The 13,780-nt window shown below is 53.1% G+C and carries 13 protein-coding genes and 2 tRNA genes; 6 read left to right on the top strand and 9 right to left on the bottom strand.

The window, feature by feature from the left end; genetic code table 11:
* Positions 1-9: 9 nt before the first annotated feature.
* On the bottom strand, positions 10-588 hold the full coding sequence (gene lpcA / locus V1599_RS07130; RefSeq protein ID WP_112011171.1) for a D-sedoheptulose 7-phosphate isomerase: 579 nt from the start codon (positions 586-588) through the stop codon (positions 10-12).
* Positions 589-827: 239 nt separating this feature from the next.
* Between lpcA and fadE the strand changes: the two genes are divergently transcribed.
* Positions 828-3,272 (top strand): acyl-CoA dehydrogenase FadE, encoded by a 2,445-nt coding sequence (fadE, locus tag V1599_RS07125; RefSeq protein WP_395301253.1) that lies wholly within the window; start codon positions 828-830, stop codon positions 3,270-3,272.
* 108 nt (positions 3,273-3,380) lie between these two features.
* On the top strand, positions 3,381-4,151 hold the full coding sequence (locus V1599_RS07120) for an amidohydrolase (protein ID WP_112011169.1): 771 nt from the start codon (positions 3,381-3,383) through the stop codon (positions 4,149-4,151).
* A gap of 111 nt (positions 4,152-4,262) precedes the next feature.
* Here V1599_RS07120 and V1599_RS07115 read toward each other — a convergent pair.
* Positions 4,263-4,339 (bottom strand) — tRNA-Asp (locus tag V1599_RS07115).
* 131 nt (positions 4,340-4,470) lie between these two features.
* Positions 4,471-5,202, bottom strand: coding sequence for a DNA polymerase III subunit epsilon (dnaQ, locus tag V1599_RS07110; RefSeq protein WP_220092926.1), 732 nt, complete (start codon positions 5,200-5,202; stop codon positions 4,471-4,473).
* A 64-nt stretch (positions 5,203-5,266) separates the two neighbouring features.
* On the opposite strand from dnaQ, the gene rnhA reads away from it, so the two are divergent.
* Complete coding sequence (gene rnhA, locus V1599_RS07105) at positions 5,267-5,734, top strand: ribonuclease HI (protein ID WP_395301252.1); 468 nt, start codon at positions 5,267-5,269, stop codon at positions 5,732-5,734.
* Here rnhA and V1599_RS07100 read toward each other — a convergent pair.
* Positions 5,716-6,450, bottom strand: coding sequence for a class I SAM-dependent methyltransferase (locus V1599_RS07100; RefSeq protein WP_395301251.1), 735 nt, complete (start codon positions 6,448-6,450; stop codon positions 5,716-5,718). The genes rnhA and V1599_RS07100 overlap by 19 nt on opposite strands.
* A 32-nt stretch (positions 6,451-6,482) precedes the next feature.
* Between V1599_RS07100 and gloB the strand changes: the two genes are divergently transcribed.
* Both gloB and mltD read left to right on the top strand, forming a co-directional pair.
* Positions 6,483-7,241: a hydroxyacylglutathione hydrolase gene (gene gloB, locus V1599_RS07095; protein WP_112011165.1), complete on the top strand. Its 759-nt coding sequence runs from the start codon at positions 6,483-6,485 to the stop codon at positions 7,239-7,241.
* A gap of 68 nt (positions 7,242-7,309) precedes the next feature.
* A complete protein-coding gene (gene mltD, locus V1599_RS07090; RefSeq protein ID WP_112011164.1) occupies positions 7,310-8,674 on the top strand; it encodes a murein transglycosylase D in 1,365 nt (454 codons plus the stop codon).
* 51 nt (positions 8,675-8,725) lie between these two features.
* Here mltD and V1599_RS07085 read toward each other — a convergent pair whose 3' ends face one another.
* The 3 genes from V1599_RS07085 to V1599_RS07075 form a co-directional block, all read right to left on the bottom strand.
* On the bottom strand, positions 8,726-9,502 hold the full coding sequence (locus V1599_RS07085) for a class I SAM-dependent methyltransferase (protein WP_395301250.1): 777 nt from the start codon (positions 9,500-9,502) through the stop codon (positions 8,726-8,728).
* Positions 9,503-9,580: 78 nt separating this feature from the next.
* Positions 9,581-10,381: an endonuclease/exonuclease/phosphatase family protein gene (locus V1599_RS07080; RefSeq protein ID WP_112011162.1), complete on the bottom strand. Its 801-nt coding sequence runs from the start codon at positions 10,379-10,381 to the stop codon at positions 9,581-9,583.
* A 138-nt stretch (positions 10,382-10,519) separates the two neighbouring features.
* Complete coding sequence (locus V1599_RS07075; RefSeq protein WP_112011161.1) at positions 10,520-11,695, bottom strand: MFS transporter; 1,176 nt, start codon at positions 11,693-11,695, stop codon at positions 10,520-10,522.
* Between the two features lie 102 nt (positions 11,696-11,797).
* On the opposite strand from V1599_RS07075, the gene yafC reads away from it, so the two are divergent.
* The gene (yafC, locus tag V1599_RS07070) at positions 11,798-12,712 is read left to right on the top strand and encodes a DNA-binding transcriptional regulator YafC (protein ID WP_112011160.1); all 915 of its coding nucleotides are present in this window, start codon (positions 11,798-11,800) and stop codon (positions 12,710-12,712) included.
* A 20-nt stretch (positions 12,713-12,732) separates the two neighbouring features.
* Here the strand turns inward: yafC and dkgB are convergent, their stop codons facing one another.
* Both dkgB and V1599_RS07060 read right to left on the bottom strand, forming a co-directional pair.
* Positions 12,733-13,536: a 2,5-didehydrogluconate reductase DkgB gene (gene dkgB / locus V1599_RS07065; RefSeq protein WP_112011159.1), complete on the bottom strand. Its 804-nt coding sequence runs from the start codon at positions 13,534-13,536 to the stop codon at positions 12,733-12,735.
* A 162-nt stretch (positions 13,537-13,698) separates the two neighbouring features.
* Positions 13,699-13,775: transfer RNA gene (locus tag V1599_RS07060), tRNA-Asp, on the bottom strand.
* Positions 13,776-13,780 lie beyond the last annotated feature (5 nt).

Below are 13,780 nucleotides of genomic sequence, written 5' to 3'. Positions count from 1 at the left end.
AGCGAAGTCTTACTTAACCATCTCTTTTTCAATCAGCTGGATCAGGATGTGGATCACTTTGATGTGAATTTCCTGAATACGGTCAGCATAACCGAAGTGCGGAACGCGGATTTCAACGTCCGCCGTGCCGTCCATTTTACCGCCGTCTTTACCGGTCAGCGTGATGACTTTCATCCCTTTTTCACGCGCGGCGGCAATCGCCTTGATCACGTTAGCGGAGTTACCGGAAGTAGAAATACCCAGCAGCACATCACCTTCACGGCCTACTGCTTCCACGTAGCGAGAGAAGACATAGTCGTAACCAAAGTCGTTGCTCACGCAGGAGATGTGGCTCACGTCAGAGATCGCAATCGCCGGGTAGCCCGGACGGTTTTCACGGTAGCGCCCGGTCAGCTCCTCCGCGAAGTGCATGGCGTCGCAGTGGGAGCCACCGTTACCGCAGGACAGCACTTTACCACCCGCTTTGAAGCTGTCCGCCAGCAGAACCGCCGCGCGCTGAATGGCATGAATATTGGCATCATCTTTCAGAAAGTTAGCCAGCGTTTCCGCCGCTTCGTTCAGTTCGTTACGAATAAGATCCTGGTACATGAGGATAATCCTTCAGTATTGATGAAATAACACAGTGGAGTGTACCGGATAGCGCTAAAAGCGAGAAGCTTAAGCCATACGATTCATCGGGCGTTTTGATTTTTCGTGCCCGTCTTAACGCGAACAATGTGAACCAGGTTGTAATTATTTTGTAAACACATTGCTAAAAGAAATGCCATCAACTACAACCATATCATCACAAGTGGTCAGACCTCCTACAAGCAAGGGAGCTTTTCTTTATGATGATTTTGAGCATTATCGCAACCGTAGTTCTTATCGGTGTGCTGTTCTATCACCGCGTAAGTTTATTCCTGAGCAGCCTGATACTTCTGGCCTGGACGGCTGTGCTTGGCGTCGCAGGTCTTTGGAATATCTGGGTATTGGTTCCGCTGGCCCTTATTCTTCTGCCGCTGAATCTTACACCGATGCGTAAGTCCATGATCTCCGCACCGGTGTTTAAAGGCTTCCGTAAAGTGATGCCGCCGATGTCGCGCACGGAGAAAGAAGCAATTGATGCGGGCACCACCTGGTGGGAAGGCGATCTGTTTCAGGGCAACCCGGACTGGAAAAAGCTGCATAACTATCCGCAGCCGCGCCTGACCGCTGAAGAGCAAGCCTTTATTGATGGCCCGGTGGAAGAAGCGTGCCGCATGGCAAACGACTTCGCGATTACCCACGAAATGGCCGACCTGCCGCCGGAGCTGTGGGCCTACCTGAAAGAGCATCGCTTCTTCGCGATGATCATTAAGAAAGAGTATGGCGGTCTTGAGTTTTCCGCTTACGCGCAGTCTCGCGTGCTGCAGAAACTGGCGGGCGTGTCGGGTATCCTGGCAATTACCGTTGGCGTGCCTAACTCGTTAGGCCCGGGCGAACTGCTGCAGCACTACGGCACTGAAGAACAGAAAGATCACTACCTGCCGCGTCTGGCGCGCGGTCAGGAGATCCCATGCTTCGCATTGACCAGCCCGGAAGCGGGCTCCGATGCGGGCGCGATACCGGATACCGGCGTCGTGTGCATGGGCGAATGGCAGGGAGAGCAGGTGCTCGGTATGCGCCTGACCTGGAACAAACGTTACATTACGCTCGCCCCTATCGCGACCGTGCTGGGCCTGGCATTTAAGCTTTCCGACCCGGAAAAACTGCTGGGCGGCGCGGAAGACCTGGGCATTACCTGCGCGCTGATCCCAACCTCAACGCCGGGCGTTGAAATTGGCCGTCGCCACTTCCCGCTCAACGTGCCGTTCCAGAACGGTCCTACCCGCGGTCAGGACATCTTTGTGCCGATTGACTACATCATCGGTGGTCCAAAAATGGCCGGCCAGGGCTGGCGCATGCTGGTGGAATGTCTGTCCGTTGGCCGCGGTATTACACTGCCGTCGAACTCTACGGGCGGCCTGAAGTCCGTGGCGATGGGGATTGGCGCATACGCGCATATCCGCCGTCAGTTCAAAATCTCTATCGGCAAGATGGAAGGGATCGAAGAGCCGCTGGCGCGCATTGCGGGCAACGCCTACGTGATGGACGCCGCCGCATCGTTGATTACCTACGGCATTATGCTTGGCGAGAAACCGGCCGTGCTGTCGGCGATTGTGAAGTACCACTGCACCCACCGCGCGCAGCAGTCCATCATTGACGCAATGGATATCGCGGGTGGTAAAGGCATTATGCTCGGCGAAGGCAACTTCCTGGCGCGCGGCTACCAGGGCTCACCGATTGCCATCACCGTTGAAGGGGCAAACATCCTGACGCGCAGTATGATGATCTTCGGCCAGGGCGCCATCCGCTGCCATCCGTACGTACTTGAAGAGATGGCCGCCGCGCAGAATAACGACGTAAACGCTTTTGATAAGCTGCTGTTTAAGCATATCGGGCACGTGGGCAGCAACAAGGTGCGCAGCTTCTGGCTGGGCTTGACGCGCGGTCTTACCAGCGCGAGCCCAACCGGTGACGCGACCAAACGTTACTACCAGCACCTGAACCGCCTGAGCGCCAACCTGGCCCTGCTGTCCGACGTTTCAATGGCCGTGCTGGGCGGAAGCCTGAAGCGTCGCGAGCGTATCTCTGCTCGTCTGGGCGATGTGCTGAGTCAGATCTTCCTGGCCTCGGCGGTGCTCAAGCGTTACGACGACGAAGGCCGACAGGAAGCGGATTTGCCGCTGGTACACTGGGGCGTTCAGGACGCGCTTTACCAGGCAGAACAGGCGATTGACGATCTGCTGGCGAACTTCCCGAACCGCTTTGTGGCAGGCCTTCTGCGCGCTACGATCTTCCCGACCGGCCGTCACTATCTGGCACCGTCAGATAAGCTGGATCACAAAGTGGCGAAGATCCTGCAGATACCGAGCGCAACGCGTTTACGCATTGGCCGCGGTCAGTATCTGGCACCAACCGAGCATAATCCGGTGGGCCTGCTGGAAGAGGCGCTGCGGGACGTGATGGCCGCCGACCCAATCCATCAGAAGATTTGCAAGCAGCTGGGCAAGAACCTGCCGTTTACCCGCCTGGATGAACTGGCGAAACAGGCTCTGTCTGGCGGTATCATCAGTCAGGATGAAGCGGCCGTACTGGTTAAGGCCGAAGAGAGCCGCCTGCGCAGTATTAACGTGGATGATTTCGAACCGGACGAGCTGGCAACGCAGCCGGTAAAGCTGCCGGAGAAACACCGTAAACCTGAAGCCGCGTAACGCGTTTCGCTTCTACAAACCCCGCCCTGCGCGGGGTTTTTTATTGCCTCCCATTCTGTTTATGTCGTGCTACAGTGTGAAAAAGCCGTTCTTCGAGGAGTCTGTATTGTGTCTGGTCTGAAGATTACCGTTTTGCAGCAACCTTTAGTCTGGATGGATGGCCCTGCCAACCTTCGTCATTTCGATCGTCAGCTGGAAGAGATTACCGGGCGCGATGTCATCGTTCTGCCCGAGATGTTCACCACCGGCTTCGCCATGGAAGCGGCTAAACAGTCTATGCCAGAGAAAGAGGTTGTCGCGTGGATGCACGCTAAAGCGCAGCAGACAAATGCCCTGATTGCCGGGAGCGCCGCGCTGCAAACCGAGCGCGGGCCGGTCAACCGCTTCCTGCTGGTTGAGCCGGAAGGGAAAGTACATGTTTACGACAAGCGACACCTGTTCCGCATGGCGGACGAGCATCATCATTATGAAGCAGGTAATGAGCGCATCGTCTTTGAGTGGCGCGGCTGGCGTATCCTGCCGCTGGTCTGCTATGACCTGCGCTTCCCGGTCTGGTCGCGCAACCGCAACGACTATGACCTGGCGCTGTACGTTGCCAACTGGCCTTCCCCGCGCTCTCTGCACTGGCAGGCGCTGCTGGTAGCGCGCGCCATTGAAAATCAGGCCTACGTGGTGGGCTGTAACCGCGTCGGAACCGACGGCAATGGACATCACTATCGCGGCGACAGCCGGGTAATAAATCCTCAGGGTGAAATTATTGCCACCGCCGAACCGCATCAGGCCACGCGAATTGATGCGGAGCTGTCGATGACGGCGCTGAGAGAGTATCGGGAGAAATTTCCGGCCTGGCAGGATGCTGACCCGTTTAGCATCGGCTAAACCAAAGCCGGGCGTCGCTTGCGTCTGGCCCGGCATGTGCGTGACGTAATATTTTTATAAGATGAAAACGACGAAGGCCTGAATCATTTCTGATTCAGGCCTTCTGAATAGTGGCGGAACGGACGGGACTCGAACCCGCGACCCCCTGCGTGACAGGCAGGTATTCTAACCGACTGAACTACCGCTCCACTGTTCCCGTTTGGGGAACGAGGCGAATATTACGGTCTGCCTCTGAACTCGTCAACGCTTTTTCTCACGATTTGAATCGTTTGCTGTAAAAATCGCCCAAACGGTGATTTTACACACACATATGCACGCTTTACGCGCGCCACATGCAGCTTCCGCCCTTCTTCTGCACGAGATCCAGGCGCGATTCATGGTCGAGCAGCTCGGCGTCGCTGGCTAAAACCACCCGGAGACGGCTTGCCTGCCGGACAATGCGCTGAATACCCGCTTCGCCCTGGGTCTGCTGCGATTCATTCTCCATGCTGAATTTCATCGACGTCTGCCCGCCGGTCATAGTCAGATAGACATCCGCAAGGATCTGGGCATCGAGCAACGCGCCGTGCAGCGTTCGCTTGGTGTTGTCTATTTCGTAGCGCGAGCAAAGCGCATCGAGGCTGTTACGCTTGCCGGGGAACATCTTCCTCGCCAGCGCCAGGCTATCCGTGACCTTACAGAAAGTGTTTGTCTTCGGAATATCACGATTGAGCTTGCTGAACTCATAGTCCATAAAGCCGATATCGAACGATGCGTTATGGATGACAAGCTCTGCGCCTCTGATGTATTCCAGAAATTCATCCGCGACGTCCGCAAAGGTCGGCTTATCGAGCAAGAACTCATCGGCAATACCGTGAACGCCAAAAGCCTCCGGGTCCACCAGCCGGTCGGGCTTGAGGTAAACATGGAAGTTGTTTCCCGTAAGACGGCGGTTCACCACTTCAACGGCACCGATCTCAATGATCTTATGCCCTTCATAGTGCGCGCCAATTTGGTTCATACCGGTGGTTTCGGTATCGAGAACAATCTGGCGAGTTATTGCTGTGCTCATAGCGGTCATTTATGTCAGACTTATCGTTTAACTGATCGTTTCAAATACAGGAAGTCTACCAGAGATGCGTAAACAGGTAGAAATTTTCACCGATGGATCTTGCCTGGGTAACCCAGGGCCCGGTGGCTATGGCGCCATTATGCGCTATCGTCAGCATGAAAAAACCTTTAGCGAAGGCTATTTTCTGACGACCAACAACCGCATGGAGCTGATGGCGGCAATTGTCGCGCTCGAAGCGCTTAAGGAGCACTGCGACGTTACGCTGAGCACCGACAGCCAGTACGTTCGTCAGGGGATTACGCAGTGGATCCATAACTGGAAAAAACGCGGCTGGAAAACGGCAGAGAAAAAGCCGGTTAAGAACGTCGACCTGTGGAAGCGTCTTGACGCTGCCTTAGGCCAGCACGAAATCAAATGGGAGTGGGTAAAAGGCCACGCCGGGCACCCTGAAAACGAGCGTTGCGACGAACTGGCGCGTGCGGCGGCCTCTAATCCCATTCACGAAGACGTCGGCTACCAGCCTGAATCCTGATCGCGGTGTTTATACTGCCGCGTGGCGCCAACGGTCTGACGAAGTTGCGATTTCGATTTAGACTGTTTCATTGGGTTAAGCGTAAGAGGGATCGTCCGCTTGCGCGCCACAATAAACTGCATGCAGCCTAGCGCGGGCAAATGCGTGCTGAGCAGCAGGCCGCCCTGCCGCGTCCAGGGAAGGACCTGGAAACCACCATAGTAAAGCACCTCAAAATTCAACAGTGAAAGCCAGTCTAGCTGGCGCATCATCGAAAACATTCTGCTGTTGTAGGGCGCTTTGCGGCGCAGCACGGGAACCAGCTTACGCAAGCCCATCAAACTCAAAGGATTAAAACCGCTGATCACCAGCCAGCCGTCGTCAATCAGAACCCGATCGGCTTCACGCAGAAGTCGATGGGGATCGCTGCACCAGGGCAAGGTATGGGCGAGCAGGCATGCATCAACGGATTTTTCAGCAAAAGGCAAATGCAGCGGGTCAGCGACCACCTGAACGGGTAATCCGCCAAGCGAGACATTGACCTGATGAGAGATAGCGCAGCTTTCAGTATTGATTTCTGCGCTGAGGTTGCCAATCTTAAGCAGGTGAAAACCGTACATTTTTGCGAGCCAGGGTTTAAGCTGGAGTTCAAGCGCCTCGCGATAGTATTCACCCCAGGGCAGCTCAGCCCAACGTTCCGGTGCTGCGACAGCCTGAGGTATCCTTGCCGGTTTCATCAACACATCCGCCACGTTGTAAGAGGTAATGTATGAATCTTATCAGTATTCCAGCCTTTCAGGACAACTACATCTGGGTTTTATCTGACGATGAGAAACGCTGCATCATTGTCGATCCGGGTGAATCAGCGCCCGTATTACACGCGATCAATGAAAATGGCTGGATACCTGAAGCCATTCTTTTAACGCATCACCATAACGATCATGTCGGTGGTGTTTCCGATTTAGTCGCTAAATTTCCACATATCGCGATTTATGGGCCCGCTGAGACACAAAATAAGGGTACAACGCAAGTAGTCAAAGAGGGCGAAACTATCCACATACGTCAGTGGGATTTTTCCGTAATTGCCACCCCTGGTCACACTTCTGGACATCTCTGTTTCTACAGTAAACCTTATCTTTTTTGCGGTGACACGCTGTTTTCAGGCGGTTGCGGAAGGCTGTTTGAGGGTGCGCCAGAGCAAATGTATCAATCTTTACAAAAGATTAATGCACTTCCCGATGATACCGTCATATGTTGCGCACATGAGTATACATTAGGGAATATGAAGTTTTCCGCCAGCATCTTACCTGACGATTCCGCGATTCAGGATTATTACCAGAAAGTGAAGGAGTTACGTGCAAAAAACCAAAAAACACTGCCCGTAATTCTGAAAAACGAGCGTAAAATAAATTTATTTTTACGAACTGATGATATTGATTTAATTAACAAAATTAACCAAGAAACAAATTTGCAACAACCAGAGGCACGATTTGCATGGTTAAGGTCAAAGAAAGATAACTTCAGATAAATGCGGGTTGCCTTTTCAAAATTTCGCCGTTATCATCGCTCGTCTTTTAAGCAACTATTGACACACACATGAAGGCAAAAGCGATATTACTCGCCTCTGTCCTGCTTGTCGGTTGCCAGGCGCAAAACGCCAGTAACGTACAACAGCACGCACAGAGCCTTTCTGCAGCTGGTCAAGGGGAAGCAGGGAAGTTTGCAAGTTCGGCACGATGGTTGGACGATGGGACAACATTCGCGCAGGAACAGAACTTGTGGACCTCTATTGGCGACGAGCTAAAGATGGGAATTCCGGAAAACAGCCGGATTCGCGAACAGAAACAGAAGTATCTAAGAAATAAGAGCTATCTCCACGATGTAACGTTACGGGCAGAGCCGTATATGTACTGGATAGCCGGGCAGGTTAAGAAACGTAACATGCCTATGGAGCTGGTACTCCTACCCATAGTGGAGAGCGCTTTTGACCCACACGCAACGTCTGGCGCCAATGCCGCAGGTATTTGGCAGATCATTCCGAGCACAGGGCGCAATTATGGTTTGAAACAGACCCGCAGTTACGATGCGCGTCGCGATGTTGTCGCCTCAACGACAGCGGCTCTCGACATGATGCAACGTCTGAACAAGATGTTTGACGGCGACTGGTTGTTAACGGTCGCAGCATATAACAGCGGTGAAGGTCGCGTAATGAAGGCAATGAAAGCGAATAAAGCGCGTGGTAAGTCCACCGATTTTTGGTCGCTTTCACTGCCACAGGAAACGAAGATCTACGTACCCAAGATGCTGGCCCTGAGTGATATTCTCAAGAACAGCAAGCGTTACGGTGTGCAACTGCCAACACCAGACGAAAGTCGTGCACTGGCGCGCGTTCGCCTCAGCAGTCCAGTTGATATTCAACAGGTCGCTGATATGACGGGTATGTCGGTTAGTAAGCTTAAAACCTTTAATGCCGGTGTTAAAGGCTCAACGCTGGGGGCGAGCGGCCCGCAGTATGTAATGGTCCCGCAGAAACATGCTGACCAGTTACGCGAGTCTTTAGCTTCTGGTGAGATTGCTGCGGTTCAGTCAACGCTGATCGCCGATACCTCACCGGTAAGCAGCCGCAGCTATAAGGTCCGTTCGGGTGATACGCTTTCGGGCATTGCTTCACGTCTAGGCGTGAACAGTAAAGATCTGCAGCAGTGGAACAATCTGCGCGGTTCTAGCCTGAAAGTCGGTCAAACGCTAACGGTTGGCGCAGGTAGCAGTGCGCAGCGTCTCGCCCGAAACAGCGATAGCATTACCTATCGCGTACGCAAGGGTGATTCGCTGTCCAGTATCGCTAAACGACACGGCGTGAACATCAAGGATGTGATGCGCTGGAATCATGATACTGACAACCTACAGCCAGGCGACCAGCTAACGCTGTTTGTGAAAAACAACGCTACGCCGGATTCCTGATCGTTAGACCTAATGTTAAAAGGCACCGATTCCCCTCGGTGCCTTTTTGCTTTATCCCGCTTTGTACGCTTCTGCCATGAGGGTATCACTGGTAAAGGAGCCATCATCCTGCAGCTCAAAGTATTTCTTCACCTCCGCAGATGCACTTTCCTGATACAGCCGAATAGCCTTGCTTAACGCTTCCGGCGTCCGCATGCGGGCGATCCATGAGCTGAACTCAAGCGGCAGACGGTCCGTGATGAATGAATGCGATATCAATCCTGCTTCGGTGATAAACGTTAACCACTCCCCGCTTGAGTAGTTTTGTACGTGCGACGTGTCGCGCAGCGCCTCAACCGTCTGCAGCCAGATGTTTCGAACCGGATGGCCCGGAGACATTACATCCATAATGATGAAGAGCCCGCCGGGCTTGAGAACGCGTTTTACCTCACGCAGCGCCAGTCCAACATCGTGCCAGTGGTGCGCGGAGTAGCGGCTGATGACAATGTCAAAAGATGCATCGGCAAAAGGTAACGACTCGGCGTAGCCCTGACACGTCGCTACGTTACTCAGCCCTTTGTCTTTAGCCGCCTCTCTGACAACGTCCAGCATTTGGCTCGACAAGTCGTACGCCGTTACCTGCTCTACATGCTGCGCAGCCGTAAAGCTGGCGTGCCCTGCCCCGCAGCCTAAATCCAGCAGATGAGCCTGCGGGAATACAGACAGGCGTTCACCAAGACGCGCCAGGTCACGCCCGGAGGCATGAACTGCGCTGCTCAGATAAGCGCTTGCCTGAGAGCCAAACTGTTTTTCTACGTTGTCATGATGGGAATGTGTCGTTGTCGTCATTGTGCTGTCCTTTTGTTGGTTAAAAAATTAAGGGCAGCACCGCGAGCCGGTCTGCCCCACGGCAGACCTGACACACCATTATTTATCAGGTTTGCCGGGACTAAATTCGACGAGTAGCGGATTGTGATCGGAGGCGCGCGTTACCAGTACGGAGGCGTCATGCACGCTCAAGCCACGATAGAAGACAAAATCAAGAGGACGACCAAAAGCTTTTTTGCGATGGTCGTCGGTAAAGCGAACTTCACGCAGGGACATTTCGCGCGCAAAGCGATACAGCGCGTTCATGCGTGGGCGGCTCCAGGCGTTAAAATCTCCGGCCATAATTATGGGACCGCTGTGATGCGCAATCTGGTCGCCAATAGGAAGTAACTGCTTACTATAAACATCAACGCCCAGGCTGAAGTTTACCGCATGGATATTTACCACCATCAGCAGGCGGCTGTCTGGCAGAGGATAAACGGTTACCAGCGCGGATTTTGCGAGGCGCAGCAGCGGCTCGCGTTCGCGCAATGGGCAGCAATAGACGGGATGTGCAGAAGAAAGTGTCATCACCCCAGAAGGATGTTGCGGTAAGACGAATGCGGGCACCTGATCGGCAGCGAGATAATTCGTTGTCGCAAACCGTACCAGTTCAGGGGTTGTTTGCGCCTCCTGTAACAGTACAAGATGCGCATCTTTGCCAAAGTTTTTCAGCACGGACAACCAGTCGGCGCGCTGCTGCTTAAAAATGTTCCACACCAGCACGCGAATTTTTTCATCGCTGCTTAACGGGGCGCCGGCGGGTAATGCCTGGCTAAGGCTTGCAAACGACCCCGGAGGTAAAATCCTCTCCGCGGGTAATCCGGCAACATAGCGCATGGCATAGGTATTTTTTCGCACTTTTGGAAACAACCTCTATAGCAATGAACCAGCCCGGAAAACGGACTGGTTCTACTGTTATAGGGGCTTTATGCTTCACTTTCAACGCAATTTCTAAGAAACCGCTTTCCAGTTTTGTAAGCAAGCACTTGCTGCGTTTTAATTGAGGGCAATACGCGCGGGTTTATCAAGGCGGCCACTCAGGCCAATCAGCAGTAATGCCACAAGCACGATGACTGCGCCAATCCACGGCGTTTGTGCAAGGCCGAAATGCTCTACCGTTTGTCCACCGACGATGGAGCCCAGAGCAATACCAATATTAAACGCTGCAATGTTAAGCCCTGAAGCCACGTCTACCGCATTTGGCGCGTAAAGCTCGGCTTTCTGCACGACGTAAACCTGCAGGCCTGGCACGTTACCAAAGGCAAATATTCCCATTACCAGTACCGTAGCCAGAGCAGCATATTGCATGGATGCGGTGAACTGGAAGATCGTCAGCAGCACAACCAGAGCTGCAAAGATAAATTTCAGCGCAGGGACCGCTCCATGTTTATCAGCCAGCCTGCCGCCCCAGATATTGCCAATCGCCACTGAGATGCCGTATCCCAGCAGGATCCAGCTCACCGCGTTGGAAGAGAACCCAGCGAGATCCTGCATCATCGGGGCCAGGAAGGTGAAAGCCGTGAACACGCCGCCGTATCCTAGCGCGGTTACCGCGTAGATGAGCAGCAGGCGTGGATGAGTCAAAACGTGGAGCTGTTCTTTAAGGCTGGCACTCGCACGGCTCGGTATACTGGAAGGCACCAGCAGCAGGCTTGCAACGAGCGCAATAACGCCCAGCAATGACACTGCGAGGAACGTCTCGCGCCAGCCAAAATGCTGGCCAATAAAGGTGCCGAGCGGTACGCCGGTCACCAGCGCAACGGTAAGACCGCCAAACATAATGGCAATGGCCGATGCGGCTTTCTCTTTCGGGACCAGACTCGTTGCAATGGTAGAGCCAATTGAGAAAAAGACGCCGTGTGCAAGGCCGGTTAACAACCGCGCAATGACCAGCGTGGTGTAGTCGGGTGCCTGCCATGCAATGACATTCCCCACAGTAAACAACACCATCAGAGCAACCAGCAGCTGTTTGCGTGGAAAGCGCCCGGTCAGCGCCGTCAGCACGGGGGCACCAGCTGCAACGCCAAGTGCGTAGATAGAGACCAATAGCCCGGCAGAGGGCAAAGAGATGGCGAGCCGATCGGCAATCGTAGGAATAAGGCCCACGATCACAAATTCAGTTGTACCGATAGCAAAAGCACTGATTGTCAGGGCCAGTAGCGCCAGTGGCATAACATACTCCGTATTCAGAATTAAGATGACAGGCAGTATGCGCCGGTGCTTAAATAACAAAAATGGTCAAAATATCAATTTAATTTTGCGGGTGGTGCAATAATGAAGGCGACCTCTGAAGAGTTAACGATCTTTGTTGCCGTTGTCGAAAGCGGTAGTTTTAGCCGCGCAGCGGAACAGCTGGGACAGGCTAATTCGGCCGTTAGCCGCTCGGTGAAAAAGCTGGAATCCAAGCTGGGTGTGAGTTTACTCAATAGGACAACGCGCCAGCTGAGCCTGACGGAAGAAGGTGAGCGCTATTTTCGGCGCGTACAATCGGTCCTGCAGGAGATGGCTGCCGCCGAAACCGAAATTATTGAGTCGCGTAACACGCCGCGCGGTCTCCTGCGAATCGATGCGGCAACGCCTGTCGTTTTGCATTTTCTGATGCCGCTGATTAAACCCTTCCGTGAACGGTATCCGGAGATGACGCTCTCATTGGTTTCTTCTGAGACATTTATTAATTTGATTGAAAGAAAAGTCGACGTGGCGATTAGGGCGGGAACATTAACTGATTCAAGCTTACGCGCGCGCCCGCTGTTTACCAGCTATCGGAAAATCATCGCATCTCCGGAGTATATCGCCCAGTTTGGAAAACCAGTGACGGTTGAAGAGCTCAAGCAGCATCTTTGCCTTGGCTTTACCGAGCCTTCATCGCTCAATACCTGGCCTGTTGCGTGTCACGACGGACAGCTGCATGAGATTCAGTGCGGGCTGTCTTCCAATAGCGGTGAAACGCTCAAGCAGCTGTGCCTGGAAGGGAATGGGATTGCCTGTTTATCTGATTATATGATTGATAAGGAAATAGCCCGCGGTGAACTAGTGGAGTTGATGGCTGAGCAACGTTTGCCGGTAGAAATGCCTTTTAGCGCGGTATATTACAGCGACAGGGCCGTAAGCACGCGCATTCGCGCATTTATCGACTTCCTGAGCGAGCATATAAAAACAGCTCCTGAAGGAGCTGTGAGAGGGTTTTAGCATACAGAGGGGATTACATGTTAATCCCAGTTTGGCGCCAGTCCTTCCGGGCTCACCAGGCGATCGTTGCGATCCAGTTCAGCGATCGCTTTTTTATCGTCGTCATCCAGCTTAAGCTCAAGCGCTAACAGGTTACTGGCCATGTTTTCGCGTTTGGTTGAGGATGGGATAACTGCATAACCTTCCCCCATTGCCCATGCCAGAATGACCTGAGCAGCCGTCGCGCTGTGCTTATCTGCGATACGTGCAATTACCTCGTCCTTCAGCGCTTTACCATAGGCCAGCGTCATATAAGAAGTGATATGTATACCATGCTGATTTGCCCACTCGACCACTTTACGATTTTGCAGATATGGTGACAGTTCGATCTGGTTAGTGGCAATATTCTCTACGCCAACTGCCGCAACTGCTTTTTCCATCAGCGGAATAGTGAAGTTGGAGATCCCGATTTTACGCGTTAGCCCCTGCTTTTTCGCTTCCAGCAGTGCCTGCATAAACTCTTCAACCGAAACCGCATCGTTAGGTGATGGCCAGTGGATAAGGGTAAGATCCACGTAGTCGGTACGCAGTTTTTTCAGGCTCTCTTTCAAACTTGGGATCAGCTTGTCCTTACTGAGGTTCTCAATCCAGATCTTTGTGGTGATAAAAAGCTCGTTACGCGGTACACCACTTTCTTCAATTGCCTGACCAACGGCCGCTTCGTTCTCATAGATTTGCGCTGTATCAATGGCGCGGTAGCCTAGGTCAAGTGCAGTTTTTACTGATGTGATAACAACATCATCTTTCAGGCGGAAGGTACCGAGACCAAATGCAGGGATAGCCATATTATTCCTCGTTAATCATAGTATTTGCGTTATGAGGAAGATTATCGCTGGTACGGTTATGCCGAAAAAGGGCATAAAATGCAGAGGATATTTGCTAATTTAGCAAAAATTATAAAGCGGATAAGAAAAAGCCCTGAGCGTTAACTCAGGGCTTTTAATAAGTGGCGGAACGGACGGGACTCGAACCCGCGACCCCCTGCGTGACAGGCAGGTATTCTAACCGACTGAACTACCGCTCCACCGA

It is taken from the genome of Enterobacter sp. ECC-175 (assembly GCF_043968675.1).
GTDB lineage: Bacteria > Pseudomonadota > Gammaproteobacteria > Enterobacterales > Enterobacteriaceae > Enterobacter.
The sequence above is the reverse complement of the archived record's forward strand: the minus strand, read 5'-3'. Positions and strand labels throughout refer to the sequence as shown.

What these genes read in the sequence shown, in the direction of transcription:
- lpcA (WP_112011171.1), bottom strand. Translation starts at nt 588, where the DNA reads ATGTACCAGGATCTTATTCGTAACGAACTGAACGAAGCGGCGGAAACG.
- fadE (WP_395301253.1), top strand. Translation starts at nt 828, where the DNA reads ATGATGATTTTGAGCATTATCGCAACCGTAGTTCTTATCGGTGTGCTG.
- dnaQ (WP_220092926.1), bottom strand. Translation starts at nt 5,202, where the DNA reads ATGAGCACAGCAATAACTCGCCAGATTGTTCTCGATACCGAAACCACC.
- rnhA (WP_395301252.1), top strand. Translation starts at nt 5,267, where the DNA reads ATGCGTAAACAGGTAGAAATTTTCACCGATGGATCTTGCCTGGGTAAC.
- V1599_RS07100 (WP_395301251.1), bottom strand. Translation starts at nt 6,450, where the DNA reads ATGAAACCGGCAAGGATACCTCAGGCTGTCGCAGCACCGGAACGTTGG.
- gloB (WP_112011165.1), top strand. Translation starts at nt 6,483, where the DNA reads ATGAATCTTATCAGTATTCCAGCCTTTCAGGACAACTACATCTGGGTT.
- mltD (WP_112011164.1), top strand. Translation starts at nt 7,310, where the DNA reads ATGAAGGCAAAAGCGATATTACTCGCCTCTGTCCTGCTTGTCGGTTGC.
- V1599_RS07085 (WP_395301250.1), bottom strand. Translation starts at nt 9,502, where the DNA reads ATGACGACAACGACACATTCCCATCATGACAACGTAGAAAAACAGTTT.
- V1599_RS07075 (WP_112011161.1), bottom strand. Translation starts at nt 11,695, where the DNA reads ATGCCACTGGCGCTACTGGCCCTGACAATCAGTGCTTTTGCTATCGGT.
- yafC (WP_112011160.1), top strand. Translation starts at nt 11,798, where the DNA reads ATGAAGGCGACCTCTGAAGAGTTAACGATCTTTGTTGCCGTTGTCGAA.
- dkgB (WP_112011159.1), bottom strand. Translation starts at nt 13,536, where the DNA reads ATGGCTATCCCTGCATTTGGTCTCGGTACCTTCCGCCTGAAAGATGAT.